Below are 22,287 nucleotides of genomic sequence, written 5' to 3' on the forward strand. Positions count from 1 at the left end.
ACGAGAGCCCTTAGCCTGCTAGTAGCTATTTGCTGAGTTTCTTCACTTTACACCGTACCAAACTATGAGGTAACTATGCCCCTTTCTTCTATCTACTTTTATTTTGGACTGGCCAAGCTTAAAAACGCTGTTGTCGCAGGATTAGCGGTAAGCATGTTGTCTGTAAACGCACAAGCGGTAGCCAGCCAAGCGCCCCCGCAAAGCGTTATGGCGCTTATCGAAAGCAAATCTGAACTGCTTGCCTCCGAGGCATTAAACAGTAACAAACATTGGTTTACAGCCTATACCAATGATGCGGGAAAGTGGCAGCATGAGTACTCTAAAAACTGGTGTAGCGGATTTATACCGGGCATCTTTTGGTATCTAAATGCACTAAGTGATAATGGCCAATGGCAGCAGTATGCTGAACATTGGACAGAAGGGGTAAGGTCACGCGCTTATGCCACTGACAATGATACTGGCTTTCAAATTTTTAACAGTTTTGGTTTAGGCTACACCATTGGTGAAAAGCCTAGCGATGATTACAAGCAAGTATTGATAGATGGTGCCTCTACCTTAGTGAAACAGCGTTACAACAAAGATATCGGCGCATTTCGGTCTTGGCGGCAGGGGATTAGTAATCCCACTCGGTTGCCTTTTGAAGTAAATATTGATCAGTTGATGAATATGGAATTGGTGCTTTGGGTAGGCAAACATGCCAACAAGCCCGAGTTCACCAACATGGCGATCTCACATGCAGATAAAACCTGGGAACATGGCGTAAGAGAAAATGGCAGCACCTACCATGTAGTGAGTTATAGCCCCAGTGGTGAAGTAGTTAAGAAAAGAACCCATCAAGGCTGGAAAACGGAATCAACTTGGTCAAGAGGCCAAGCTTGGTCGGTTTATGCTTATGCTATGTATTATCGTTACACGGGTTTAGAACGGATGCTAGAGCGCTCAATCAAGTCTTATGAATACTTTATTGAAAGCACCAAACAACAAACTCAAGACTTGGTGCCGTATTCAGACTTTGACGCTCCAATAGATGATGATAACCCTCGAGATAGTTCTGCTACGGCGATTGTGGCATCAGCACTCATCGAGCTTTACAAGATAACCCAACAAGAGAAGTACATAAACGACGCACAACAAATGCTAGCGTCACTTTCTACACCTAAATATTTAGCAATGGACAACAACTACCAAAGTATTTTGTTGAAAGGCTCAGAAAAGTGGGGCGAGCCAGAAGTCGGCACTATTTTTGGCGATTACTTTTTCATAGAGGCTTTATATCGTTGGCAACAATGGGCGCCTCGCAAACTCCCTAAGCATTTTGGTTTGTAATGATTAAAGCCTCTACCTGAGGCTTTAGTTACGCTTACTGGCTGATAAACGCCAGTTTTGCCGCAAGCGCTTCAGCAATTTGCTTATGTTGCTCAGGGCTTAAATGAACGCCATCTTGTTGTTCAAGTTTAATAATGCTGTTTACATCAAAAAACGCGCAGCTAAGCTTTTGTGCTTTAGCTTCGAGTAAGCCAGCAAGTTGCTAAGACTTAGCTTGCGAGCCTTTAAAGTGCAGACCGAAAGGGCCTGTTTCATCTATTGCTGGTGGAGCAACTAACAACACTTTTGGGCTTGCTATTCCTTGCTTTACACAATGCTGGTCTAGCTCAACAACCATTCGCTCAAGGTTGTCACTTATCTGCTCTACTGCAAGTTGAAATTTTGGATAAAAATCATTAGTGCCTAACATCAATACTAAGCAGTCAGGCTGGTGTTTTTGGGTGTCTTGCAATAAGGCATCTATGCCGCTGCTTAAACCAAAGCTTGATGAGCTGGGAAAGGTGGTTCTGCCGGGTTGTCCAGCTTCAATAATTTGGTAAGGCTCGCCAAGCAAGTTCCCCATAACCCCCGGCCAACGAGAGTCGGCTGACATACGTTGCCCAGTAGTCGGGGAGTAACCCCAAGTATTAGAGTCGCCAAAACACAGTACTTTATTGATTGCCAAAGTGTGTTCCTTATTGTTGTGTGGCTAAAGAGTATAAAAAAACCTGCTAGTGCAGGTTTTTATTTAGCGATAGAACTGAGTTCACCTAGTTTTGTTTTCTAACAAATTTAGATTTAAGCATCATGTGGCCGTGACCATCTACCTTACAGTCGATGTCATGATCAGCATCTACAAAGCGTTTAATTACCGCTTTAGTACCAACTTTTAGCACTAACGACGACCCTTTCACTTTTAGGTCTTTAATCAGGGTAACTTTGTCGTCTTCTGCCAGTAAATTGCCTACAGCGTCTTTAAGTACAATGGCATCAGGGTCAACAACAACTTCGTTAGGGTTCCACTCATGCGCGCATTCAGGGCAAATAAGTAGTGAACCATCTTGGTATACATAGGCTGATTCACATTCTGGGCATGGAGGCAGATCGCTCATGATATTTTCTCTTTAATCTTTAGTTTATGGTGGCAAAGCGAAGGTAACGCTTTAAGCCATAGCAGTACTAGTAAACTAGTACCTAATATTTGTAGGGACATTATAAGTAAGAATGACTCTGCCAGCTAGCGCTTAGCTAAGATTGCTGCGGGTAATGGCAGTATCTGAGTAAATTTTCACCCTTGGATGGCCTTTCAACACATTCCAAGTATGTAGTTTAAAACTGTCGCACTTAGCACAAAGCTTACATTTACTTGTTTGCTTTATTTCATCTCTCTTTGAGTTTGAACGAAATATCAGCCACTTAAGTTATGTTTTCACTGGCTTTGATATTGCAGCCTAGCTTTCAATAAGCAGAAAGTGTGGGGAAGCTATGTTACGCGAGATAATAGAAATAGATGAAGCGCTATGCGACGGATGTGGTCAATGTGTGCCTGCTTGCTATGAAGGTGCCTTGCAAATCATCGACCAAAAAGCTCGCTTAATTAGCGACTTAATGTGTGATGGCCTAGGTGCTTGCTTGGGACATTGTCCCACAGGCGCAATGACTGTGGTAAAGCGTGAAGCTAGCGCTTATGACGAACGAAAAGTCATGGAAAACATCATACAAGGTGGGCCAGATGTAATTAAAGCCCATTTAGAACATATGCTAGAGCATCAAGAATTTGATTATTACCAAATCGCCTTACAGGTCTTGGCGGAGCAGGGAATAGATGTGCCCTCTCACAAACAAGTGTCCGATGAGGCCTCAACTACAGGCTGCCCCGGTAAAAAAGAGCAGGTGCTTGTTCGAGATAAAGGTGAGCCAAACCAAGTATCAAGTGATGGAAGTGCGCCAACTAGCGCCTTAAGCCATTGGCCTATTCAATTACATCTTATTAACAGCGCCAATCCAGTTTTTGTGGGCGCGGACTTGTTACTCGCTGCCGATTGTAGCGCGTTTGCCGCAGCCGATTTTCACAGCAGCTATTTAGACGGGAAAAAGCTACTTATTGCTTGCCCAAAACTGGATGAAAACCAAGACGCTTATGTGGAAAAACTCAATATGCTTATTCGCTATGGTCAACTTAAGAGCCTGACTATTGTGCGAATGGAGGTGCCTTGCTGTGGTGGACTCTCTAAGTGGGTGAAAAATGCCTTAGCTAAGCTAAAGCAACCCTTAGAGAGTGTTGAAATAACCATTAACAAGGTAGGAGAGGTGGTCGCCACGAAAGCACTTTAATTTAGCGTGAGCTGTATACTTAACAAGCCAGACCCGCCATAAATCGGGTCTCTGGCTTTGTTATGCGCGAACGCGAAGGTACCACCACACCAATGGCGCTAACAATACTAACTCTAAGCCTACATATAACCATTGTTTTGTTACCGAACCGTCTAGCATTATTCCTATAAGTCTTGCCACAAGTAGGCCAAACATTAGTGATGCGCTAGTAGCAGCAAGGCTTGTCACCCAAGGCTGAAATTGATGATGAAACATCAGTAAACAACCAAAACCAATTAACAGGCCCCACCAAATTCTGCGTTCAATCGCATCAAAGGTATTGTCGGGAATTGCCTTGTTACTGACTAATTCTGGATTAGATACCAGTACAATGCCGGCAATGATCAATACGATGCCAATGCCTCGTAACAATAAGCTAGTTTCTATCATTTTTTTGCTCCTTTGGGGCTAAGTATGACTTTAAACTTGGTCGATTTTAGCCAAGCTTATAGCTTCCAGTTAAACGAGGTGTTTTCTTCAGATAACTGCCAAAGGTGCTGAGCTATTTGTTGGTCAAGTGCTACCTCATCTAATAAACATTCACCCACCGGGCCAACGGTATCGGCGCGTTTGGTTGGGCCATAGAGTTTGTTTATCGCTAAGCCTTGTTTGGTGGCACACATTACTTCTGGCCATGCGCCTTTTTCGGCAGATTGCGCAATTAGCCTAGACAGTAGAGCCCAGAGTATTTTGTTAAACGTGCTAGCCGTGTCTTTTAATAAGTTAGTTCTTGACGCACCTGGGTGACAAACATGTATTTGCACTTGCTTACCTGAGGCTTTAATTCGTCGTTGCAGCTCATAGCCAAACATCATTTGTGCTAGTTTACTTTGGGCATAAGAGTTCCATGCCGTGTAATTAGCATCGAAGTTAAGATCGTCAAATTGAATTTTCTTTAAGCCCATTTTGTAGGCGTTACTGCCTACTATCACAATGCGCCCTTGAGATGCCTCTATTCGTTCAAATAACAAGCCACACAAAAGGAAGTGGCCAAAATGATTAACACCTAATTGGCTTTCAAAGCCGTCTTTAGTGAATTGTTGTTTGGCAACTTGCGCAATCGCGCCGTTACAAATAAGCGCTTCAATGCTGCTGGTGCACTCTAGTAATTGTTTAGCTGCGCGCCTAACCGAGTCAAGTTCAGCCAAATCCATTTGAATCCAGCTAAGTTCAATATTGCTACCCAGCTGGGCTTTTAACTCTTCTATGGCTACCACAGATTTAACAGGGTTTCGATTTAACATTACTACCTTTGCGCCTTTAGACTGCAAGATGCGAGAGCCTTCAAATCCGGCACCGCTGTTGGCGCCAGTAATTACGTAGGTTTTTCCTGCTAGAGAGCCAATCTGCTTTGGTGTCCAAGCTTTAGTGGTAAATTGCTTTGTTTTCATTTTCTAATCTCTTGATTCAGCCTTCGGACAGTGCAACGAAAGTTAATTGCACTACCTTATTTGTCGTAGTATCTTTGCTTGGTAATGACTTTAACTCTCACTGTGTGTATTTAGTAGGCGTATTTGGCGCTAAAATTTGCCTATTTGTATCAATCGTGGTTCTTGGGGGATGATATGTTTAGGCAAAAAATAAAACAGCTGATAGAAAGTCGCATCAGCGATGAAGGAATGGTTGAGACAGGAGTAAAAGGGGTTCATCTGTTTAAAGTAACCACTGCTATCCCTTGTGCTCCAGCGGTTTATGAGCCGACAGTTGTGGTTATTGTCAGTGGTAAAAAAGAGGCGATAATCGAGGGGCATCATTATGTCTACGATAATAGCCAATACCTGTGTTGCACCATGTCTATGCCAGTAGAAGCGGGTACACCAGAAGCCTCGCCAGAAGAGCCTTTGCTCGGTGTATACATCTCTCTCGATACAAAAGTAATGACCGAGCTAGCCATTGAAATGGAAAACTCAGCGGCAGTGATAAAGCATCCTAAAAATAGCGCGCAAGGCCTATCGCTAGCTAATTGGGATGACAACTTCTCTGATGCCCTATTAAGGCTACTGCAATTGGGCGATAACCCAAGGGATAGCGCTATTTTAGGCGCTAGCCGTTTACGCGAGTTTTATTATGCGGTGTTAAAAGGTGAAGCGGGCATCTCGGCGCGGCGAGCCTTTGGGGTTGGTAACGAAATAGCCCGCTCTATTGAGTACCTATCTAAGCGCCTTAGCGAAAATGTCACCATTGACCAGCTTGCTTCTCAAGTTAGCATGAGCAGAGCGGTATTTCACCGTAAGTTTAAACAAGCAACAATGATGTCGCCGATTCAATTCATGAAGTCGATGCGCTTGAATCAAGCCGCTATGAAAATTGCCGCAGGTAATAATGTCAGTGAAGCGGCAATGGCCGTTGGTTATGTTAGCTCATCCCAATTTAGTCGGGAGTTTAAAAGGATGTATGGGCAATCTCCTAAACAGTGGAGCCAGTCTAAAGGCCTCTTAAAGAACATCGCTTAAGGATGATAAAAATATGCACAAAGTGTTTGTATTTGGCACGCTAAAACAAGGATTCCCAAATTTTAAATTTAACCAAGGCATTCGCCATGGCTCTGATTATGTAAGCAAAGAAAGTTACCCTTTGTATTTGGTGGGTAGCCGTTACTCGCCGTGGTTAGTGCTTGATAAGGGCAAAGGCCAGCCGGTGAAAGGGCAAGTTTTCTTAGTCTCGGACCAAGTACTAGCAGAAATGGACAACTTAGAGCGTGTACATGAGCCAGATGGATATCGAAAGTTCAGCATTCAAGTGGAATGTGTGACATCAGGAAAAGAGTTAGCCGCCATTGTATATGGTAAGCCGCCAGAGATGGCGGCAACAGCAGACATTAGGCTTGAATTAGTTGGGGAATACTTACTAGAACATGCCGATTTATATCGAAGCAGAGAGAAATCGGTAAGTTGTTAGGCGCTTTCTTTATTGGGAAGATGACTCGTTCTAGTTTTTATCACTTGGTGTTTGTACGTTTTGGCTGTGATGCAAACTGCTGTAGTCGCCGATTTTAATGCTAATCCACCGCTTAGCATCTGTAAGGCGTAAGAGAAATAATTAATAACCGCACTATATTCAGTGTTTTAATTCCAAAAGAATTCAATACAATTGGGGCGTCCAAGCAAAAGGAGTAGCGGTTTGGTTAAGGGTAAGTTTGAATCAATGAACATTAAGGGCGATTTGTTTGGTGGTGTTACCACTGCTATCGTCTCACTACCAATGGCTTTAGCGTTTGGTGTTGCATCGGGAGCAGGGCCTCAAGCGGGTCTTTGGGGCGCCATTTTAGTCGGCTTGTTTGCCGCGTTATTTGGCGGTTCGCGCACCTTGATCTCGGAGCCAACCGGCCCGATGACCGTAGTAATGGCGGCGGTACTTACCACCATGATTGCCAAACACCCAGAAAATGGGCCCGCCATGGCATTTACCGTGGTGATGATGGCCGGGCTATTCCAAATCGCCCTCGGCGCCCTTAAGCTCGGTAAATACATTACCTTGATGCCTTATAGTGTTATTTCTGGCTTTATGTCTGGCGTGGGTGTCATTCTGGTCATCCTCCAATTGGCGCCCTTTTTAGGCCAGTCTACTCCCGCTGGTGGAGCACTTGGAACCCTGCAGGCGATTCCCGACTTAATTCGAAACATGCACTTTGGCGAGTTCCTATTAGGGCTGATGACCTTAGGCGCGCTCTTGTTCATGCCTAATAAATACAAAAAAATAATCCCCCCACAATTGGTCGCGCTGGTGGCGGTTACGTTAGTGTCGATGCTGCTATTTAGTGACGAGGGGATTCGCCGTATTGGTGAGATACCAAGTGGCCTACCATCGATTATTTGGCCTACTTTTACTTGGGGCCTGCTTAGCGAAATGCTGGTTGATGCCTTAGTGCTAGGCACTCTAGGTTGCATTGATACGCTACTTACCGCAGTAATTGCCGATAGCTTAACCCGCAAAGAACATGACTCTAACCGCGAGTTAATGGGGCAGGGCATCGCAAATACGGTTTCAGGCCTGTTTGGTGGCTTACCTGGCGCAGGCGCGACTATGGGAACTGTAGTGAATGTTCAGGTGGGCGGAAGCTCTCCGCTCTCTGGCATTGTGCGCGCGGTAATTCTGCTGTTGGTTGTGCTGTGGTTAGCCCCGCTTACCCAGCCTATTCCATTGGCCGTTCTAGCGGGTATTGCCATGTATGTTGGCCTAAATATTCTCGATTGGAGCTTCATTAAGCGCGCGCACCGAGTATCTTTAGTGCCTACTTGCATCATGTATGGTGTTCTGTTTCTTACCGTTTTTGTCGATTTAATCTACGCGGTAGGCATAGGAGTATTCCTTGCCAACGTAATTACTATCGAAAAGCTGAGCCGAGTTCAGGAGAAAAATGTAAAAGCGATATCTGATGCCGACGACGGTGTGCCACTTGAAGATTCAGAGCGCCAATTATTAGACCAAGCAAAAGGTCAGCTATTGTTTTTCTACCTCTCTGGGCCAATGATTTTTGGGGTATCAAAAGCCATTGCCAGGCAACACGCCGCGGTTGAGCAGTACAAAGTCATGGTGCTAGACCTTAGTGCAGTGCCGATGATTGACGTCACTGTGGCGCTGGCGCTGGAAAACGCCATGCGTGATGCCTTAGATGCTGGCTGTGAAGTGTTCCTCTACAGCCCTAACGAGCAAACAATGCACCAGTTAGAGAAAATTCAGATCCGCGATTGGATAGATGAAGATCATATCGTAGATAGCCGCACTGAAGCCTTAGAAAAAGGACTAGCGGTGGTGCAGCGTATAAATGCTGAGGCAGAGGTTGAGCAGCAAGGATCGGCAATTTAATACTGCTTAATCATAGGTTTCATCGCTATGTTAGTTGTCGTGCTGGAGCTAACTATGGTTCATTGGTTTGTAGTTAAAGTTCGTTTTAGTGTGTATTTGTACCGTTAGGTGCCAATACGGCTTAACTCTACTTACTTTTACTTATGTATTTAGCTGATTGTGCTACTTCACAAATTCCTATTTATTATTGTAAACAAATCTTTACTTTATGGTTGCATCTAACGATGGTATTTGTTAGCGATCGGACGGTGCTTGTATCTATTTCTGACTAAGATATCACAAAAGGAGTTTGATTTTACTTAGGTGGAGAAAATGGAGTCACTCTTAGATAATAGTTTATATGCCTACATCCTTGGTTTCTTTATCGTTTTTTTATACGGAGTGCGCTCTTTTAATGAGCCTAATTACTCTTTTGAGATAAAAGTAGATAATGACGGAGCGGAAGATATAGATCATTTTATTTCTATTAACGAAGCCTCCCCATCTAAAATATCTGGAATAGGTTTTTATAATAGCCTTCGTGTAGTATATATCGTTTGGTTGTTAATTTTGTTTTTTATTATTAGTAAGATCTTAGGAGCATTATTTGGCGGACGTGCCATACTCGACGTCAGTCCTAATGAACCATCCCGGATTATTTTATCAGCACTCATCATTAGTGGGTTTATTGAGCAAGTTCCATATATTAATAAGTCCATTTTAGAGGTTAAGCTTTATTTGCATCAGTTGGCTCGTATTCCTACTAAAGCTAGAGATATTTTTCAGCTTATTAAGACGTCTAATATTCGGGGTGAAGAACTCAATAAGGTGGCCTCGGTTATTAGGTATGATGATGAAGATTTTCGAGATTCAGTTGGAAGAAACGACTTTATAACTCTTTACAACAGATATCAATACCTTTGTCTGTTAGGAAAAATCTCAGGTATAGACGTTTATAAAAGTAATGCTAATGTCTTAGGCGTGTTGACTCGTAAGGGGGTATTAGAAAAGAAAGTTAAATCTTACAAGTGTAGTGATGAAATTAATTATCAAAAACTAAATGTGCAGCTAGTAGCAGAGTTGAAGATACTTTATTCCGCGCTTACTTCTTATCTAGTCCGCTCAGCTTCTTCTAGCAAGCAGATGAACAACAAGATGGTTAGCTTGGGCTTTGAGGTGAACAATGTTATTTCTACTAAAATTCCCTTTAGCTCAATATTAAAACATGCGTTGGTGTTGTCTATTAGTGTTCTCGTAACAAGTTTTTTTCTAGTTGTACTGTCTAAGAAAATTTGGGGTGACATTCCTAATATTCTTTTATCAATGGGCATTTCGGATGAATATGAAGCAGCCTTTACTTGGTTTCTATATTCCCTGTTTTTATATTTAACAGCTATATTTATGACTTATCATCTAAGAAATAAATATATTAGAGATGGTAGGTGGGGTAGGCCTAAATATGATAATGGTTTATCGTTCAGTCGGAACATTTCAAGGTATGTTTTAATATCCACTGCTTCTTGGTTTGCTTGCGCTTTAGTTCTTTTGTGTACAAGCTCGCTCCTGAGTCATACTCCTATTACTGAAAAAAGTTTTGTAGTGGTTGGCTTATGGGCTATGATTCCGGCCGGAATGTCACTATTGATGTGCTACCGATTTGATACATATATAGGACTTAATACATCCAGTAATTTTCGAGCTAAAATCTTTGGAGCTTTAGGCCAGGCGATTGTTTTGGCTTTGATTTGTTTTATCGTTATGCTCATGATGGAACGATTTGATCTGTTAGTTGAACATCAAATTTATCTTCCCCAAGACTATTTCTTATTAATTGTAACATCCGCTTTGGCTGGCTCTACTAATTCTTTGTTCATGAGAGTTCGAAGTTTAAACCGAAGAGACTCTCCCCGCAAAACACCCCCTCTGAACTTTGAGACTGTTGCTGTTAGCACATTTTACTACAATGCAATATCGTTTGAGGCCGATGTGGTAGATGTATCAAAGGGAGGGATGAAGGTTTCAGTCCCGCCGGACAATATTGAAAAGTTCAAGGAAAACCAAGCTGTGAAGCTAAAAAATCTATCAAAAGAGCATGCTGAAACATCAGCCATAGTGCGTAATATTGACTACATGCACTGTTTGCTTGGTTTAGAATTTTCAGGAGAAAAGAGTAACGATTTAGCTTTCTAGCTAGAACTAAGGGTAGTCGGAAAATATCCAACTACTCTTAGTTTCAAGATAGTCGTTTATTACTTGTGCCTTGCCTGTAAACAAGCCACGACTTCGTCAAAGCCTACTTCTTGTTTTTCTAGCAATACTAGTAGGTGATACAGCAAATCTGAGCTTTCGTTCACTAACTCTTCGCGGTCGTTAGCCATGGCTGCTAGGGCTACCTCTACACCTTCTTCACCCACTTTTTGGCAAATGCGTTTGGTGCCGCGGGCGAATAGGCTAGCGGTGTAGCTTTCTTCTGGATCGGCTAACTTACGCTCGGCTAATACCGCTTGTAGTTGGGCGATAAAGGTCAGCTTTGGCTCTTGGTGGCCGTCAAAACAGCTTGGGTTGCCAAGGTGGCAAGTTGGGCCAATAGGGTCAACAGCTACTAGTAGCGTGTCTTGGTCGCAATCAAGCGTAATGCCTTTAAGCTTTAGCACGTTGCCTGAGGTTTCACCTTTGGTCCATAGGCGCTGCTTAGTGCGGCTAAAGAAGGTTACTTGCTCGGTGTCTAGGGTTTTAGCTAGCGCATCACTGTTCATGTAACCCAGCATAAGCACTTGGCCGCTGTGGTCGTTCTGAACCACGGCAGGGATTAAGCCTTCGACTTTGTCCCAGTTAATCTTTTGGTTTAGTTCTTCAAACTGGCTCATAGTCGAATTGCCACCTCTTGTTGTTTGAGATATTGCTTTAATTCGCCAATATCAATAATGCTTTTATGGAATACGCTAGCAGCCAATGCGCCGTCTACGTCGGAAATCTTAAAGGCGTCTTTAAAGTGCTGCATTTCGCCTGCGCCGCCAGAGGCAATTAAAGGCACATTACAAATCTCGCGTACTCGGCTTAGTTGTTCTAAATCGTAACCTTGGCGCACGCCATCTTGGTTCATAACGTTTAGAACTATTTCACCCGCGCCACGAGCTTGCACTTCTTTCACCCAGTCAAAGGTATTCCAAGTAGTGGTTACGGTGCGCTTTTCGTCACCAGTAAATTGCTTAACTTGGTATTGTTGGGTTTCGTCGCAGTAGTAGGAATCGATGCCTACTACAATGCACTGCACGCCAAATTTGTCGGCTAGCTTAGTAATTAAACTAGGATCGGCTAAAGCTGGGGAGTTGATAGAGATTTTATCAGCGCCATTTTGCAAAGTGCGGTTGGCATCCTCAATAGTTTTAATGCCACCGGCTACACAAAACGGAATATCGATAACTTCCGCTACGCGGCTTACCCAGCTTTTATCTACTACGCGCTCGTCTGAGCTGGCGGTAATATCGTAAAAAACGAGTTCGTCTGCGCCTTCTTCAGCGTAGCGTTTGGCAAGTGGAACTATGTCGCCAATAATTTCGTGGTTACGAAACTTCACGCCTTTTACTACCATGCCGTCTTTTACGTCTAGGCAGGGGATAATTCGTTTAGCTAGCATTGTTGCCTCCTTGCTGCCAGCAGGCTATGGCTTGTTTCACGTTGAATTTACCTTCTAACAATGCGCGGCCAACAATTACGCCAGCTACTCCGGTATCGGTTAGCGCTGCGATGTCGTTTAAATCGCCAATGCCGCCTGAGCTTTGCCAGTGAATATCTGGGTATTGTGCACATAACTCTCGGTACAAACTTACGTTTGAGCCTTCTAGCGTGCCATCTTTAGAAATGTCGGTACACAATACGTGCTTTAGGCCAACAGGCGAGTAAATAGACACTAGCTCTTCAATGGTTACGCCACTGTCTTCTTGCCAGCCAGATACTGCTACTACCTTATTGCCTTGCTCGTCGATGTTGATATCAAGCGCCAGTACAATGTGCTCGGCGCCGTATTTTTCCATCCACTTGGCAACCACTTCTGGCTGCTTTACTGCGGTAGAGCCAATTACTACACGCTCTGCACCTGCGTCGAGCAAGTCTTTTACATCTTGCTCGCTACGTACACCGCCACCAATTTGAATTTTAGCTGGAGTGTTTTTCAGTAGCTGGGCGATAACGTCGAGTTGGCGAGCGCTGGTATCTTTGGCGCCGTCTAAATCAACCAAGTGTAACCAATCAGCACCTTGGCTGTGGTACTCAGAAAACTGGGCTTGTGGGTCGTCACCATAAATGGTTTTTTGTGCGTAATCACCTTGGAACAAGCGCACAATCTTTCCGTCGATTAAATCTAAAGCAGGAATGATCATGAGTTACATCTCCAAGAAGTTTTTTATTAGTTGCGCACCGGCTTGGCCGCTACGTTCTGGGTGAAATTGCACCCCGTAAAAGTTGTCTTTGTTTACTGCGGCGGTAAAGGCGTTGCCATAATCACATTCGGCAATTGTGGCGGTGTTTACCGGCAGGGCGTAGCTGTGTACAAAGTAGAAGTAGCTGCCGGCTTCAATGCCTTTAAACAGCGGGTGGCCTGCTTTAGGTTGAATTTGATTCCAACCCATGTGCGGCAGGCGTTGCCCTTGTTGCGGTTGCATTAAGCTTACAGTGCCAGGCACTAAACCTAAGCAAGGCACTGGCTCGTCGGCTTGTTTAGCGCCGCCTTCGATAGAGAATTCGGCCAGCATTTGCATGCCTAAACAAATACCCAATAGCGGCTTTTTAACTTGTTTTACTAAGTCGATAAGCTCGCGGTCGGCTAGGTTTTGCATCGCCTCGGTGGCGGTGCCCACGCCGGGTAGAAACAGTTTATCGGCCGCTAAAATTACCTGTGGATCGCGGCTCACTGTTACTGGAAAGCCCAAACGCTCTACGGCAAATTTTACCGAAGATAAGTTGGCACATCCTGTATCAATAATTACGTTCATGTTTGCTCTTATCCTTTAAAGCAGGCGCTTATAGTGTGCCTTTACTGCTAGGCATTGCATCGCCCGATTTAACAATGGCTTGACCTAGTGCACGACCAAATACTTTAAACAGGGCTTCTACCATGTGGTGAGTATTTTTGCCGGTGGTTTCTAGGTGTAAGGTACAGGCCATTGCGTCGCTTAGTGAGCGGAAAAAATGCGGCACCATTTCAGTCGCAAAGTCGCCAATGTTGTCGCGGGTAAAGTCGGCTTTAAACTCTAGGTGAGCACGGCCGCTTAAATCTAGTGCACATTGGGCTAGGCATTCGTCCATAGGCAGTACAAAACCAAAACGGCCAATACCACGTTTGTCGCCTAGCGCTTCTTTAAGTGCTTGGCCAAGGGCAATGGCGGTGTCTTCTACGCTGTGGTGGTCGTCGATGTGGTAATCGCCAACAACTTTACAGTTGAGCTGAAAACCGCCGTGGGTAGCAATTTGATCTAGCATGTGGTCAAAAAAGCCAAGGCCAGTATCAATTTGGCTGCCGCCTGCGTTGTCTAAATCAACCGCGATACTAATTTGGGTTTCTTTAGTAATGCGCTCAACCTTGGCTTTGCGGCCTTGTTGAGTAAGCTGCTTTTCAATCGCTATCCAGTTAAGGCCGTCGCGTTGATATTGCAAGCCTTCTAGCCCCATGTTTTCGGCTAGCTGCATGTCGGTGTGGCGGTCGCCAATCACATAAGAGTTGGCAAAATCAATCACGCCACTTTTTAGATAGTCTTTAACCAAGCCAAGCTTGGGTTTGCGACAGCTACAGTTATCTTCGTCGAAGTGCGGGCATACCAGTACGTCGTCAAACTTAATGCCTTGTGATTCGAATATATCCATCATGTAGTTTTGAGCTAGGTGAAAATCAGCTTCGGGGAAGCTGTCGGTACCTAAACCATCCTGGTTGGTTACCATTACTAAGCGGTAGCCATTGGCTTGTAGCTTAAGCAATACCGGGATCACTTGAGGCTCTAACTTTACCTTTTCTACGCTATCAACCTGTTTGTCGGTGATAGGTTCGTCGATCATGGTGCCATCACGGTCGATAAATAAGATCTTTTGTTTTACTTGGCTCACTTAAGTTCGCTCCAATCCTTGAATTGCTGATACGGTGGCGGCCACTTCTTGCTGGTTGCCAATACTAATGCGAATGCAGTTTTCTAAACGCGGCTTATTGGCGAAATCACGCAGTACAATGCCTTGTTCACCCAATGTTTTAAATACTCGGGCAGAATCGTCGAAACGTACCAGTATGTAGTTACCGGTAGCAGGGAAGATCTCTTGCACAATATTAAGTTGGCTCAAATCTTCAACCGCTTGGCTGCGAATAGCGTTTAAGCGTGCAACACGCTCGCGCATAATTTTTAAGCCATCTTGGCTTAACGCTTTTGCTGCGATTTCGGCAACTGGACGGGCGATAGGGTAAGGGGCAATCACTTTGCTCATTACTTCAATCACCTCACGACCTGCAACGGTAAAGCCACAACGTAAGCCAGCTAAAGCGAAGGCTTTAGATAAGGTGCGAGTAATCACCAAGTTGTCGTAGTCGCCGAGCAGTTTAACTACACTAAGTTCTTCGCAAAACTCAATATAGGCTTCGTCTACTACAACTAGCGCTTTATCTTTTTGTGCCTGCAACAACTCACACAACTTGGCGTCATCTAGCATGTTGCCTGTTGGGTTGTTGGGTGCACATAAGAAAATAATTTTGCTATCTATTTTTGCCAGTGCCGCGTAGTCGGGATCAAAGTTCGCATCTAGAGCAACGGTTTTTATCTCAACACCAATGGTTTCGGCGCTTACCGCATACATGCCGTAAGTAGGTGCACAAATGGTAATGCTGTCTTCGTTAGGCTCACAAAATGCGCGAATTAGTACTTCAATCGCCTCATCGGCGCCGCGGCTAGCCAACACTTGATTAGGCTCAACGTCTGCGTAAGCAGCGTAACCGTTAATTAAAGCTTCTGGTTGAAACTCTGGATAGCGGTTTAGTTCATCGCCTTCGTAACTAAAGTCGCTAACATCGGGGCTTTCGTTGGCGTTTAGCCACACTTCACCACTGCCGCCAATGCGGCGAGCACTTTGGTAGGGCACTAGCGCCTGAATTTTTTTGCGGGCTAATAATGTAACCGACATATTATTGCTCCTCGCCTAGGCGCAGAGTAACCGCTCTGCGGTGAGCGTCTAGTCCTTCTGCGTTAGCTATAGGCACTACTGCACGGCTTAAGTCTTTTAGGCCTTGCTGGCTTAACTCTTGAACAGTGAAACGTTTCATAAAGTCTAGGGTGCCAAGGCTAGAGTAGGTGCGAGTGTAGCCGTAAGTAGGCAAGGTGTGGTTGGTGCCACTGGCATAATCGCCAACTGATTCTGGCGTCCATTCACCTAAAAATACGCTTCCCGCGTTTTCAATCTCTGGCAATAAATCACGTGCTTGCTCGGTTTGAACAATGAGGTGCTCTGGGCCGTAAAGGTTACTTACTTGCACAGCTTGGGCTAAGTCGTTTACTACAATGGCAGTACTGTGTGACAAAGCTTGGTCGGCAATGTTATTACGACTAAGCAGCGCTAACTGTCGAGCCAATTCTTGATTAACCGCTTCGGCTTGTTGCTCTGAAGTTGTCACCAAGATTACTTGTGAATCTGGGCCGTGTTCGGCTTGCGAGAGTAAATCGGCAGCAACAAAAGCTGGGTTAGCTTTATTGTCGGCGATAACTAACACCTCAGAAGGGCCTGCTGGCATATCGATGGCGGCACCAGCGTGGTCGCCGCTAACTTGCTGTTTGGCTTGCGTTACAAAAGCATTACCAGGACCAAATATTTTGTCTGCCTTGCTAACACTCTCGGTGCCATAGGCCATAGCTGCAATCGCTTGCGCGCCACCTGCTGCGTATACTTCGTCTACACCACATAAGTTAGCTGTATAAAGGATTTCTGGTGCGATTGGTGGCGGAGAGCTTAATACCACTTTTTTACAGCCAGCAATGCGGGCAGGAATGGCTAACATTAATACCGTTGAAGGCAGTGGCGCAGTGCCACCAGGCACATATAAACCCACATTACCAATGGCAGCGTAGTGCATTTCGCAACGCACGCCTGGTTGGGTTTCTAGGCTAATTGGCTGTGGCTTTTGCGCTTGGTGAAAAACTTCAATGTTAGCTTTGGCTTGGGCTACAGCTTGTTTAAATTCTTCACTTAAACCTTGCTCCGCTGCTTCTATCTCTTGTTGAGATACTCTTACAGCGCTAAGTTCAGTGTTATCAAACTTGGCAGCTAAAGCGATTAGGGCTTTGTCGCCTTGTTCACGAACTTGGCTTACTACATCGGCAACAATTCCGGCAATGTCGGTTGAGCTATTAACCGCAGGGCGGGACAGCACCTGTAGTTGTTGCTCTGAATTAAGTTGCTTCCAAATTACCGTTTGCATGGTGGTTATCTCAACATCTTCTCGATTGGCATGACTAGGATAGAGCTAGCACCTAAGGTTTTTAGCTTCTCCATGGTTTCCCAGAACAGGTTCTCGGTGCTTACTACATGCAGAGCTACTTTATCTTCGTCGCCGGCAAGCGCTAATACAGTTGGGTGCTCACTGCCTGGCAGCAAGTCAACGATCTGGTCAAGATGTGTTTTTGGCGCATGTAGCATGATGTATTTGCTTTCTTTGGCTTCCATGGTGCCTTGCATACGCATTAGCAAGCGATCTAATAGCTCTTGGTGCTCGTCACTTAGTTTGTTTTTAGATTTAATTAAAACAGCTTGTGAGCGATAAATTACTTCTACTTCTTTAAGGCCGTTAGCTTCTAAAGTTGCGCCGGTAGATACCAAGTCACAAATTGCATCAGCTAAGCCAGCGCGAGTGGCTACTTCAACCGAGCCTGCCAACATACAAGTTGAAAACGGTACGCCTTGTTCGTCTAAGTAGCGCTTAAGAATACCTGGGTAGCTAGTGGCAATACGTTTGTTGGCTAAACATTGTGGGCCGGTGTAATCGAACTCTTCTGCTACTGCTAGAGAGAAGCGGCAATCACCAAAGTCTAAGCGTTTTAGAATGTCACATTCGGTAGGTTCATTTTGCGCGGTGCGCAACATGGTTTCTTCTTCTAGTACGTTTTCGCCAACGATACCGAAATCAACCACACCGTCCATTACTAGGCCTGGGATATCGTCATCGCGCACACGTAGTAGATCTACTGGCATGTTTTCTGAGTGGGCAATTAGGCGTTGTTGGCGGAGGTTGATTTTCATTCCGCAGCTTTTTAATAGTGCCTGTGAGTCATCGCTTAGACGTCCTGATTTTTGGATGGCGATGCGTAGTCGTTTTTGCTCTGTCATGTTTATGTCCCTAATTATAATACTAAAAAACCCCCGGGAGGATTACCTTCCGGGGGTTTGCAATATTGTTATATTCTACCACCGGAAGCGTCTTACAAGCTTCCAGCAGATAACCGCCTGAAGCTTATTCTGGATGATGGTGGTGATGCTTCAGTTGGTTAAAAATCATGTAACGTTCCTGTCAACGTGAGTTTTGCCTTGATGGCAATAATGGGCATAAAGTTACCAAGCTAGCGCTAAATTGCAACCTTTTTTAACGCCTTTTTATGAATAGATTAAAGTTGTTTAAAATTTAACCGATAATATAGTAAAGGAAGCCATAAAAGGAGCTGTAGTTGTGAGCCAAGATGCGATACTACCTATTTTGCCTAGGGCACCTGCAAAGCCTGACGGTAAGGCGCCGCCTATTAAAACGACGAAAGTGGTTAAAAAGGGTAAAACTAGCGCGCATAATGATATACAAGTGCGGCCTAAAACTGGTCAAGACCAACAGCAAGCGCAGAAAAGAAAGTCAGATCCCGATGACCCACATAACATTGACTTGTTTGTTTAGTTTTAAGTTTGGTCTCGGCTAATTCGGCTGGTATAGTTGCGGCGACTTTTGCTTGCCGGAATTTAGATTGAAACAGCAATATTTCGCCAAAGATGGATTACTCTCCAAGGCCATTGAAGGCTTCTCTCCTCGTCCTCAACAAGGTGAAATGGCCAACGCAGTAGCGCAGGCTATAGATGACCGCGGCAGTTTGTTGGTAGAAGCAGGTACCGGCACCGGTAAAACCTTTGCTTACCTTGTTCCTGCTATGGATAGCGGCAAAAAAATTGTAATCAGTACCGGTAGTAAAGCTTTGCAAGACCAGCTGTTTACTAAAGACCTACCACGCATGCAAAAAGCCCTTAAGTACAATCAATCGATTGCCTTACTAAAAGGGCGCGCTAACTATTTATGTATTGAAAGGCTAAACAGCTTTTCGCACTACAGCAGTGGCCAAGACAGAGCTACCTTGGCCGAGCTAGTTAAAATCAAAAGTTGGGCGCAAGGTGAAGAAAGTGGTGACATTAGCGACTTAGGCCCGGTGGCTGAGCGGGCAGACGTATTCCCCCTTATAACGAGCACCAACGACAACTGCTTAGGCCGCGATTGCCCATCTTACAAAGAGTGCTATTTGGTTAAAGCGCGAAATCGCGCCATGGAAGCTGATTTGGTGGTGGTAAATCACCATTTATTTTTTGCTGACATGGTGGTTAAAGAAACGGGGTTTGGTGAGCTGATTCCAGAAGCTGATGCCTTTATTTTTGATGAAGCACACCAGTTACCGGACATTGCAGCCAGCTATTTTGGCCAGCACTTCTCTAGCCGACAGATCCTCGATTTATGTAACGATATTGAGTTGAGTTATAAAACCGACCTTCGCGATATGGCGCAATTACAAAAAGCCTCACAAAAGCTAGAGCGTCGTATTCGCCAATGCCGACTCGCTTTTGAAGGTTTGCGAGACCGAGGTGAATGGCGTCCACTTGCTAAACAAAAACGCTTTGGCGAGATGATGCAAGATTTACGTGAAGACATGGACTTTGTTTATCAAGTGCTCAAGCTGGCGCTTTCACGCAGTGAATTAGCTGACGCTTGTTTCGAACGTTTAGCTAAAATGCGCAGTTTGTTCGACAAGGTAATGGACGTAGATAAAACTGGTTTTAGTTATTGGTACGAGACTACGCGTCAGCATTTCACCTTAAACATTACGCCCTTAAATATTGCAGAGCGCTTTAATAGTGAAGTGGAAGATCGCAACGCCGCTTGGGTATTTACTTCAGCTACTTTGGCTGTTGATGGCAACTTTCAACATTTCCAAACCCAAATGGGTTTAAAAGATGCGAGCAGCATGCTGCTCGACAGCCCTTTCGATTATCAAAAACAAGCCTTACTCTGTGTGCCACGCTACTTGCCAGACACTAAGCAGCATAATGCCGAGCAGCTGATGCTAGATCAGCTTGCCCCGGTAATAGAAGCTAACGGCGGCCGTTGTTTCTTTTTGTGTACCAGTCATCGCATGATTCAAAAAGTTGCCGCTGAGCTAAGGCAACGCACTGAGTTATTGGTATTGGTGCAAGGGGAAGCTGGCAAACAAGAGCTGCTTAGCGAGTTCGTTGAAGATGGCAACGCCGTGTTAGTAGCAACAAGTACTTTCTGGGAAGGTGTAGACGTACCCGGTAAGGCCTTGTCGTGTGTCATCATCGATAAGTTACCGTTTGCTGCACCCGATGATCCCTTACTTAAAGCTAAAAGTGAAGATTGCCGTTTGCGTGGCGGAGATCCTTTTCGTCAGGTATATTTGCCGCAAGCTGTAATAAGCTTGAAGCAAGGAGTGGGGCGCTTGATTCGAACTCAGGCCGATCACGGCGTGGTGATTATTTGTGACAATCGCCTAGTAAACCGCGAATATGGTTCTTTATTTATTAGTAGCTTACCGGCTATGCCCCGCACAAGAGAGCTATCAAAAGTTCTAGAATTTGTTAAAAAAGACGCTGAGGAAACATGACAGCCAATATATTAGCTTTAGATACTTCAACCGAAAACTGCTCTGTTGCATTGCAATGGAAGGGCGAAGTGATCAGCAAGCAAGAATACAGCCCGCGCGACCACACTCAAAAGATCTTGCCGTTTGTGGAGCAAGTATTAGCGGAAGCAGGTGTAAGCTTAACTCAACTGGATGCCATTGCTTTTGGCCGCGGACCAGGCAGTTTTACCGGTGTACGTATTGGCGTAGCTACCGCGCAAGGTTTGGCATTTGGGGCAGATAATCCGATGGTTGCTGTGTCAACTTTGCAAGCCATGGCGCAGCAGGCTTATGTTAACCATGCCTCAGAGCGTTGCTTGGCTGCCATTGATGCACGCATGGGTGAAGTATACTGGGGTGAATATCACCTAGAAGATGGTTTGATGCGCTTGGTTGGACAAGAGTTAGTAATTAAGCCTGAGCTACTCGAAGCAAGTACCAATAAGGCCACAGCTGTTGGCACTGGTTGGCAAACCTATAAAGAACTATTAAGTGGTCAATTTTCTGGCGTAAGCGTGCTAGATTCGGTGTTATACCCGGCGGCACGAGATATGCTTAGTTATGCTCAATATGCTTTTGAACGTGGCGACCTTGTTGCTGCCGAAAATGCAGAACCGGTATACCTTCGAGACAAAGTCACTTGGAAAAAGCTTCCAGGTAGAGAATAGCTAAAGGATAAATAACTTGAAAATTCAGGGCCTTGGCCAGCCCATACCGCAACAGCCTAAAGTTAAGCAGGCAAGTAGTAGTACCGAGTTAAGTACCGCTACTCAAGCGCCAAAAGGCGTAGTGCCATGGGCGGTAATGGATGAAAAAAGTGTGGAAAAGCTCCGCTATGACCAAAATATTGGCAGTGGCGGAGAGGCTGTGTCTCACTATCAAGATGTTGCTAATCAGCTTAAGCGCCAACAGGTGAATGAAATGTTCGGCATCGACTTGTTTGCCTAACTCGGCTTTTCCCTTATCCATGCTCAGTGAATCCAGCCTTCCGAAAAGCAAACTTGCTTACCTAGAACAAACAACCGACAGCCCATACTGTTTATTAATGTTGCACGGTTGGATGGACAACGCTGCTAGTTTCATTCCTGTTATTCACGAGCTACCAAATAGTCACTGTATTGCTTTAGACTTTCCTGGACATGGCCTTTCGCTACACCGACAAGATTATTATCACTTTGTTGACTACGTAGACGACGTGTATGTTGCATTAAATGAGCTCAACCTTAGTAAACCAGTTATCTTAATTGGCCATTCTTTGGGAGCGCTTGTGGCCAGTTGCTTTGCTGCGGCATTTCCTGAGCAACTTAGTGGCTTAATATGTATTGATGGCATTGGACCTTTAAGTTTGGCAAGCCATGAAACGTCTACGCATTTAGCTAAAGCGATTCGTCAAAGACAGCAACTAAAACCCGCCAAAAGTTTTGCAGAGCTAGATTATGTCGTGGCCCTGCGAGCTAAAACTAACGCTATTAGCACTGAAAATAGCCGCTTACTAGTAGAGCGCGCTACTATTCAGCGTGAAGGGTTGTGGTATTGGCGGCATGACGAAAAATTAAAACTTAGCTCACCTTTACGTTTTAGTGAAGAACAAGCCAAACAGATTTGCCAAGCAGTTGTAACGCCTTGTTTATTGCTGGCAGCAAATGAGTACCCCTTACTTAAGCCAGATTACATTGCCTTGCGCCAGCAATGGTTTAACAATATTCAAACACAACTACTAAGTGGTGGTCACCACCTGCATATGCAAAATCCGCATGCTACAGCTCAGTTACTTCACGACTTTATTAAAACAATTGTTTGAAGCACTTCACTGTTTTTGAACTTACACTCTACGCTTAATGTTAATATATTGTTATTTTAAACGCCGTATGAAACAATCGTTTGAAATCTTAGAGCTAAAGCTCTAAGGCCAGTCATGTCG

General features: G+C 44.7%; 23 protein-coding genes and 1 other annotated feature. Of the genes, 11 read left to right on the top strand and 12 right to left on the bottom strand.

The genetic code is table 11. From position 1 onward, the window contains the following. The first annotated feature begins 75 nt into the window (after positions 1-75). Entirely contained in the window at positions 76-1,326 is a 1,251-nt protein-coding gene (locus LQZ07_RS11585) for a glycoside hydrolase family 88 protein (RefSeq protein WP_152782457.1), read from the top strand. Between the two features lie 202 nt (positions 1,327-1,528). On the opposite strand, the gene LQZ07_RS11590 is transcribed toward LQZ07_RS11585, so the two are convergent. Both LQZ07_RS11590 and LQZ07_RS11595 read right to left on the bottom strand, forming a co-directional pair. Continuing rightward, on the bottom strand, positions 1,529-1,990 hold the full coding sequence (locus LQZ07_RS11590) for a GDSL-type esterase/lipase family protein (RefSeq protein WP_152782459.1): 462 nt from the start codon (positions 1,988-1,990) through the stop codon (positions 1,529-1,531). An 85-nt stretch (positions 1,991-2,075) separates the two neighbouring features. Then, positions 2,076-2,417, bottom strand: coding sequence for a zinc ribbon domain-containing protein YjdM (locus tag LQZ07_RS11595; protein ID WP_016401117.1), 342 nt, complete (start codon positions 2,415-2,417; stop codon positions 2,076-2,078). A 373-nt stretch (positions 2,418-2,790) separates the two neighbouring features. Here LQZ07_RS11595 and LQZ07_RS11600 point away from each other — a divergent pair, with 373 nt between their 5' ends. After that, positions 2,791-3,639 carry an ATP-binding protein gene (locus LQZ07_RS11600; protein ID WP_152782461.1) on the top strand — a complete coding sequence of 283 codons (849 nt, stop codon included), beginning with the start codon at positions 2,791-2,793 and terminating at the stop codon, positions 3,637-3,639. A gap of 60 nt (positions 3,640-3,699) precedes the next feature. Here the strand turns inward: LQZ07_RS11600 and LQZ07_RS11605 are convergent, their stop codons facing one another. Continuing rightward, complete coding sequence (locus LQZ07_RS11605) at positions 3,700-4,068, bottom strand: DUF4345 family protein (RefSeq protein WP_152782463.1); 369 nt, start codon at positions 4,066-4,068, stop codon at positions 3,700-3,702. 56 nt (positions 4,069-4,124) lie between these two features. Further along, positions 4,125-5,069 carry an SDR family oxidoreductase gene (locus tag LQZ07_RS11610; protein WP_152782465.1) on the bottom strand — a complete coding sequence of 315 codons (945 nt, stop codon included), beginning with the start codon at positions 5,067-5,069 and terminating at the stop codon, positions 4,125-4,127. 174 nt (positions 5,070-5,243) lie between these two features. Here LQZ07_RS11610 and LQZ07_RS11615 point away from each other — a divergent pair, with 174 nt between their 5' ends. The 4 genes from LQZ07_RS11615 to LQZ07_RS11630 all read left to right on the top strand — a co-directional run bounded on the left by LQZ07_RS11615 (position 5,244) and on the right by LQZ07_RS11630 (position 10,653). Beyond that, the gene (locus tag LQZ07_RS11615) at positions 5,244-6,131 is read left to right on the top strand and encodes an AraC family transcriptional regulator (RefSeq protein WP_152782467.1); all 888 of its coding nucleotides are present in this window, start codon (positions 5,244-5,246) and stop codon (positions 6,129-6,131) included. Between the two features lie 13 nt (positions 6,132-6,144). Further along, positions 6,145-6,576: a gamma-glutamylcyclotransferase family protein gene (locus LQZ07_RS11620; RefSeq protein WP_152782469.1), complete on the top strand. Its 432-nt coding sequence runs from the start codon at positions 6,145-6,147 to the stop codon at positions 6,574-6,576. A gap of 246 nt (positions 6,577-6,822) precedes the next feature. After that, positions 6,823-8,484, top strand: coding sequence for a SulP family inorganic anion transporter (locus LQZ07_RS11625; RefSeq protein WP_194164139.1), 1,662 nt, complete (start codon positions 6,823-6,825; stop codon positions 8,482-8,484). A 312-nt stretch (positions 8,485-8,796) separates the two neighbouring features. Beyond that, a complete protein-coding gene (locus tag LQZ07_RS11630; protein WP_152782473.1) occupies positions 8,797-10,653 on the top strand; it encodes a PilZ domain-containing protein in 1,857 nt (618 codons plus the stop codon). A 59-nt stretch (positions 10,654-10,712) separates the two neighbouring features. On the opposite strand, the gene hisIE is transcribed toward LQZ07_RS11630, so the two are convergent. From hisIE to hisG, 8 genes are read right to left on the bottom strand one after another with little or no spacing between them, the layout of a single operon-like run. Further along, complete coding sequence (gene hisIE / locus LQZ07_RS11635) at positions 10,713-11,330, bottom strand: bifunctional phosphoribosyl-AMP cyclohydrolase/phosphoribosyl-ATP diphosphatase HisIE (RefSeq protein ID WP_152782475.1); 618 nt, start codon at positions 11,328-11,330, stop codon at positions 10,713-10,715. Beyond that, positions 11,327-12,100 carry an imidazole glycerol phosphate synthase subunit HisF gene (hisF, locus tag LQZ07_RS11640; protein ID WP_152782477.1) on the bottom strand — a complete coding sequence of 258 codons (774 nt, stop codon included), beginning with the start codon at positions 12,098-12,100 and terminating at the stop codon, positions 11,327-11,329. The genes hisIE and hisF overlap by 4 nt, the downstream gene beginning before the upstream one ends. Beyond that, positions 12,090-12,842, bottom strand: coding sequence for a 1-(5-phosphoribosyl)-5-[(5-phosphoribosylamino)methylideneamino]imidazole-4-carboxamide isomerase (gene hisA, locus LQZ07_RS11645; RefSeq protein WP_152782479.1), 753 nt, complete (start codon positions 12,840-12,842; stop codon positions 12,090-12,092). The genes hisF and hisA overlap by 11 nt, the downstream gene beginning before the upstream one ends. 3 nt (positions 12,843-12,845) lie before the next feature. Next, positions 12,846-13,454 carry an imidazole glycerol phosphate synthase subunit HisH gene (gene hisH / locus LQZ07_RS11650; protein WP_152782481.1) on the bottom strand — a complete coding sequence of 203 codons (609 nt, stop codon included), beginning with the start codon at positions 13,452-13,454 and terminating at the stop codon, positions 12,846-12,848. A 28-nt stretch (positions 13,455-13,482) separates the two neighbouring features. After that, positions 13,483-14,511 carry a bifunctional histidinol-phosphatase/imidazoleglycerol-phosphate dehydratase HisB gene (gene hisB, locus LQZ07_RS11655; protein WP_152782872.1) on the bottom strand — a complete coding sequence of 343 codons (1,029 nt, stop codon included), beginning with the start codon at positions 14,509-14,511 and terminating at the stop codon, positions 13,483-13,485. Positions 14,512-14,559: 48 nt separating this feature from the next. Then, positions 14,560-15,618: a histidinol-phosphate transaminase gene (hisC, locus tag LQZ07_RS11660; RefSeq protein WP_152782483.1), complete on the bottom strand. Its 1,059-nt coding sequence runs from the start codon at positions 15,616-15,618 to the stop codon at positions 14,560-14,562. 1 nt (position 15,619) lies between these two features. Beyond that, on the bottom strand, positions 15,620-16,906 hold the full coding sequence (hisD, locus tag LQZ07_RS11665) for a histidinol dehydrogenase (RefSeq protein WP_152782485.1): 1,287 nt from the start codon (positions 16,904-16,906) through the stop codon (positions 15,620-15,622). Between the two features lie 5 nt (positions 16,907-16,911). Beyond that, positions 16,912-17,811 (bottom strand): ATP phosphoribosyltransferase, encoded by a 900-nt coding sequence (hisG, locus tag LQZ07_RS11670; protein WP_040307005.1) that lies wholly within the window; start codon positions 17,809-17,811, stop codon positions 16,912-16,914. 21 nt (positions 17,812-17,832) lie between these two features. After that, positions 17,833-17,960: a sequence feature (His leader region), on the bottom strand. A 188-nt stretch (positions 17,961-18,148) separates the two neighbouring features. On the opposite strand from hisG, the gene LQZ07_RS11675 reads away from it, so the two are divergent. From LQZ07_RS11675 to LQZ07_RS11695, 5 genes are all read left to right on the top strand, one after another. Then, positions 18,149-18,364, top strand: coding sequence for a hypothetical protein (locus LQZ07_RS11675; RefSeq protein WP_152782487.1), 216 nt, complete (start codon positions 18,149-18,151; stop codon positions 18,362-18,364). Positions 18,365-18,431: 67 nt separating this feature from the next. Next, on the top strand, positions 18,432-20,348 hold the full coding sequence (locus LQZ07_RS11680; protein ID WP_152782489.1) for an ATP-dependent DNA helicase: 1,917 nt from the start codon (positions 18,432-18,434) through the stop codon (positions 20,346-20,348). Then, positions 20,345-21,034: a tRNA (adenosine(37)-N6)-threonylcarbamoyltransferase complex dimerization subunit type 1 TsaB gene (gene tsaB, locus LQZ07_RS11685; protein WP_152782491.1), complete on the top strand. Its 690-nt coding sequence runs from the start codon at positions 20,345-20,347 to the stop codon at positions 21,032-21,034. Before LQZ07_RS11680 ends, tsaB begins: the two co-directional genes overlap by 4 nt. A 16-nt stretch (positions 21,035-21,050) precedes the next feature. Continuing rightward, the gene (locus tag LQZ07_RS11690) at positions 21,051-21,314 is read left to right on the top strand and encodes a hypothetical protein (RefSeq protein ID WP_016401096.1); all 264 of its coding nucleotides are present in this window, start codon (positions 21,051-21,053) and stop codon (positions 21,312-21,314) included. Next, the gene (locus tag LQZ07_RS11695) at positions 21,283-22,167 is read left to right on the top strand and encodes an alpha/beta fold hydrolase (protein ID WP_152782493.1); all 885 of its coding nucleotides are present in this window, start codon (positions 21,283-21,285) and stop codon (positions 22,165-22,167) included. Before LQZ07_RS11690 ends, LQZ07_RS11695 begins: the two co-directional genes overlap by 32 nt. Positions 22,168-22,287 lie beyond the last annotated feature (120 nt).

This window comes from Agarivorans sp. B2Z047, from assembly GCF_023373605.1.
GTDB classification, from domain to species: domain Bacteria; phylum Pseudomonadota; class Gammaproteobacteria; order Enterobacterales; family Celerinatantimonadaceae; genus Agarivorans; species Agarivorans albus.

What these genes read in the sequence shown, in the direction of transcription:
- LQZ07_RS11585 (WP_152782457.1), top strand. Translation starts at nt 76, where the DNA reads ATGCCCCTTTCTTCTATCTACTTTTATTTTGGACTGGCCAAGCTTAAA.
- LQZ07_RS11595 (WP_016401117.1), bottom strand. Translation starts at nt 2,417, where the DNA reads ATGAGCGATCTGCCTCCATGCCCAGAATGTGAATCAGCCTATGTATAC.
- LQZ07_RS11600 (WP_152782461.1), top strand. Translation starts at nt 2,791, where the DNA reads ATGTTACGCGAGATAATAGAAATAGATGAAGCGCTATGCGACGGATGT.
- LQZ07_RS11605 (WP_152782463.1), bottom strand. Translation starts at nt 4,068, where the DNA reads ATGATAGAAACTAGCTTATTGTTACGAGGCATTGGCATCGTATTGATC.
- LQZ07_RS11610 (WP_152782465.1), bottom strand. Translation starts at nt 5,069, where the DNA reads ATGAAAACAAAGCAATTTACCACTAAAGCTTGGACACCAAAGCAGATT.
- LQZ07_RS11615 (WP_152782467.1), top strand. Translation starts at nt 5,244, where the DNA reads ATGTTTAGGCAAAAAATAAAACAGCTGATAGAAAGTCGCATCAGCGAT.
- LQZ07_RS11620 (WP_152782469.1), top strand. Translation starts at nt 6,145, where the DNA reads ATGCACAAAGTGTTTGTATTTGGCACGCTAAAACAAGGATTCCCAAAT.
- LQZ07_RS11625 (WP_194164139.1), top strand. Translation starts at nt 6,823, where the DNA reads ATGAACATTAAGGGCGATTTGTTTGGTGGTGTTACCACTGCTATCGTC.
- LQZ07_RS11630 (WP_152782473.1), top strand. Translation starts at nt 8,797, where the DNA reads ATGGAGTCACTCTTAGATAATAGTTTATATGCCTACATCCTTGGTTTC.
- hisIE (WP_152782475.1), bottom strand. Translation starts at nt 11,330, where the DNA reads ATGAGCCAGTTTGAAGAACTAAACCAAAAGATTAACTGGGACAAAGTC.
- hisF (WP_152782477.1), bottom strand. Translation starts at nt 12,100, where the DNA reads ATGCTAGCTAAACGAATTATCCCCTGCCTAGACGTAAAAGACGGCATG.
- hisA (WP_152782479.1), bottom strand. Translation starts at nt 12,842, where the DNA reads ATGATCATTCCTGCTTTAGATTTAATCGACGGAAAGATTGTGCGCTTG.
- hisH (WP_152782481.1), bottom strand. Translation starts at nt 13,454, where the DNA reads ATGAACGTAATTATTGATACAGGATGTGCCAACTTATCTTCGGTAAAA.
- hisB (WP_152782872.1), bottom strand. Translation starts at nt 14,511, where the DNA reads ATGATCGACGAACCTATCACCGACAAACAGGTTGATAGCGTAGAAAAG.
- hisC (WP_152782483.1), bottom strand. Translation starts at nt 15,618, where the DNA reads ATGTCGGTTACATTATTAGCCCGCAAAAAAATTCAGGCGCTAGTGCCC.
- hisD (WP_152782485.1), bottom strand. Translation starts at nt 16,906, where the DNA reads ATGCAAACGGTAATTTGGAAGCAACTTAATTCAGAGCAACAACTACAG.
- hisG (WP_040307005.1), bottom strand. Translation starts at nt 17,811, where the DNA reads ATGACAGAGCAAAAACGACTACGCATCGCCATCCAAAAATCAGGACGT.
- tsaB (WP_152782491.1), top strand. Translation starts at nt 20,345, where the DNA reads ATGACAGCCAATATATTAGCTTTAGATACTTCAACCGAAAACTGCTCT.
- LQZ07_RS11695 (WP_152782493.1), top strand. Translation starts at nt 21,283, where the DNA reads ATGAAATGTTCGGCATCGACTTGTTTGCCTAACTCGGCTTTTCCCTTA.